Genomic DNA, 2,564 nt, shown 5'->3' with positions numbered 1-2,564 from the left:
GAGGAGGCCTGGTCGCGCCACACCTTCATCCGCGGCGACATCGCCGACCTCGCGAGCTGCGCGCAGGCCTGCGACGGTGCCGAGATCGTGCTGCACCAGGCGGCGCTCGGCTCGGTGCCGCGCTCGATCAAGGACCCGCTGACCACGCACCGCTCGAACGCGACCGGCTTCCTGACGATGCTCGAGGCCGCGCGCACGGCCGGCGTGAAGCGCTTCGTCTATGCCGCGTCGAGCTCGACGTATGGCGATTCGCCGGCGCTGCCGAAGGTCGAGGACAAGATCGGCCGGCCGCTGTCGCCGTATGCCGTCACCAAGTACCTGAACGAGCTGTATGCCGAGGTGTTCGGCCGCTGCTACGGGCTGTCGACGATCGGGCTGCGCTACTTCAACGTGTTCGGCCCGCGCCAGGACCCGAACGGCGCGTATGCCGCGGTGATCCCGCGCTGGGCGGCGCAGATGCTCGAGGGCTCGCGCTGTGTGATCAACGGCGACGGCGAGACCTCGCGCGACTTCTGCTTCGTGACGAACGCGGTGCAGGCCAACCTGCGCGCCGGCATCAGCGAGGAGCCCGAGGCGTCGAACCAGGTGTTCAACGTGGCGGTGGGCGACCGCACCACGCTGAACCAGCTGCACGGCGCGCTGGCCGAGGCGCTGCAGCGCGAATGCCCGGCGCTGCGCGTCGAGGCGCCGCAGTACGCCAGCTTCCGCGCCGGCGACGTGCGCCATTCGCTGGCCGACGTGTCGAAGGCGCGCCGGCTGCTCGGCTACGAACCCAGCCACGACGTGCGCGCCGGGCTGCACGAGGCGATCGGCTGGTACGTGCAGCGCGCCCGCCAGACCGTCTGATTTCCGCGAGGCTGCGCGACACGCGGTGCGCAGCAGAGCTTTCTTTTTTGTTTGAACCGCAGCAGGACACAGCCATGCACACCGAGAAGATCCGTTCCATCATCGCCAAGCACGCCCGCCTGTCGGTGGACGCCGCCACGCTGACCGAAGACAGCGACCTGTACGCCGCCGGGCTGACCTCGCTGACGACGGTCAACCTGATGCTGGCGCTGGAAGACGGCTTCGACATCGAGTTCTCCGACAAGATGCTCGGCCGCAAGACCTTCGAGAGCATCCGCTCGCTGTCCGAAGCCATCGAAGAACTCGTCAGCGCCTGAAGCGCTGCATTGCCGCCATTCCTGGAGACGATATGTCGCAACCGACCCGCCTGAGCCCCCAACTGCCCGCCCTGCTCGAAGGGCTGCACGGCATCGGCCGCGACATCATCGCGCCGCACGCCGCCGAGGTGGACCGCGATGCGCGCTTTCCGCACGAGGCCTACGCGGCGCTGAAGCAGCAGAAGCTGCTGAGCTGCTACGTGCCGGTGGAGTACGGCGGCATGGGCCTGAACATCAGCGACCTGTCGCAGATCTGCGAGGTGCTGGGCCAGTACTGCGGTTCCACCGCGATGATCTTCGCGATGCACCAGATCCAGGTCGGCTGCATCGTGCACCACGCGCTCGAGTCGGAGTTCTTCCGCGGCTATGCGCGTGAGATGGTCGAGCACCAGTACCTGATCGCATCGGCCACCACCGAACTGGGCATCGGCGGCGACGTGCGCTCCAGCCTGTGCGCGGTGCAGGTGAGCGGTGACCGTTTCACGCTGGAGAAGCAGACGCCGGTGATCTCGTACGGCGCGACGGCGGATGCGATCCTCGTGACCTGCCGCAAGTCGGAAGACGCGGCCCGCAACGACCAGGTGCAGGTGCTGGTGCGCAAGAGCGACTACGAGCTGACGAAGCTGTCGGGCTGGGACACGCTGGGCTTCCGCGGGACCTGCAGCGAAGGCTTCGTGCTGAAGTCGCAGGGCCGTGTGGAGCAGATCCTGCCGCAGCCGTATGCCGACATCCACCGCCGCACGATGCACCCGTTCTCGCACGTGGTCTGGGCCTCGCTGTGGCTGGGCTTGTCGATCGACGCGGTGAACCGGGCGCGCAGCGCGGTGCGGGCCGAGGCGCGCAAGAACCCGAGCGTGACGCCGATCTCGGCGACGCGCCTGGCCGAACTCGACACGGTGCTGTTCTCGATGCGTGGCGGCGTGTACCAGACGCTGCGCGAGTACCACGACCTGCTGCTCGCGAACGATCCCGAGGCCTACACGGGCTTCGCCTTCGCGATCAACATCAACAACCTGAAGCTGACGGCCTCGCAGTTCGTCGTCGAGGTGGTCGGCAAGGCGATGCTGATCTGCGGCATCCAGGGCTACCGCAACGACTCGAAGCTGACGCTGGGCCGCCACCTGCGCGATGCGTATGGCGCGGCGCTGATGGTCAACAACGACCGCATTCTTGGCCAGAGCGCCACCATGCAGATCGTCCAACGCTGACTGAATGAGATGAATACGTTCTCCGATGGGTGCGGCAAAGGCGCGGGTGGGCAGGCTGTGGCTCGCCGGCCGGGCCGGTCTTCCCCCCCGGGGGGCGAAGACTCCCCTGCGCTGACTGGTTTCATGGCCCGTCGCCGAAACTCCCGCCACTCACTTCGTTCGTTGTGGTCAAACAGTCGGCGACAGTCAGTTC

At 67.4% G+C, this 2,564-nt stretch carries 3 protein-coding genes; all 3 read left to right on the top strand.

Features of this window, described 5'->3' with window-relative positions:
- The coding region (locus AC1D01_RS29605; RefSeq protein WP_477872796.1) for an NAD-dependent epimerase/dehydratase family protein at nt 1-846 on the top strand (846 nt) is incomplete at its 5' end.
- A 74-nt stretch (nt 847-920) separates the two neighbouring features.
- Nucleotides 921-1,163 carry an acyl carrier protein gene (locus tag AC1D01_RS29600; protein WP_047503230.1) on the top strand — a complete coding sequence of 81 codons (243 nt, stop codon included), beginning with the start codon at nt 921-923 and terminating at the stop codon, nt 1,161-1,163.
- Nucleotides 1,164-1,195: 32 nt separating this feature from the next.
- Complete coding sequence (locus tag AC1D01_RS29595) at nt 1,196-2,371, top strand: acyl-CoA dehydrogenase family protein (protein ID WP_477872793.1); 1,176 nt, start codon at nt 1,196-1,198, stop codon at nt 2,369-2,371.
- The last annotated feature ends 193 nt before the right edge of the window (nt 2,372-2,564 follow it).

It is taken from the genome of Rhizobacter sp. P3_B12 (assembly GCF_056402895.1).
Note: the sequence above shows the minus strand (reverse complement) of the source record. Positions and strands in the feature narration are given on the sequence as shown.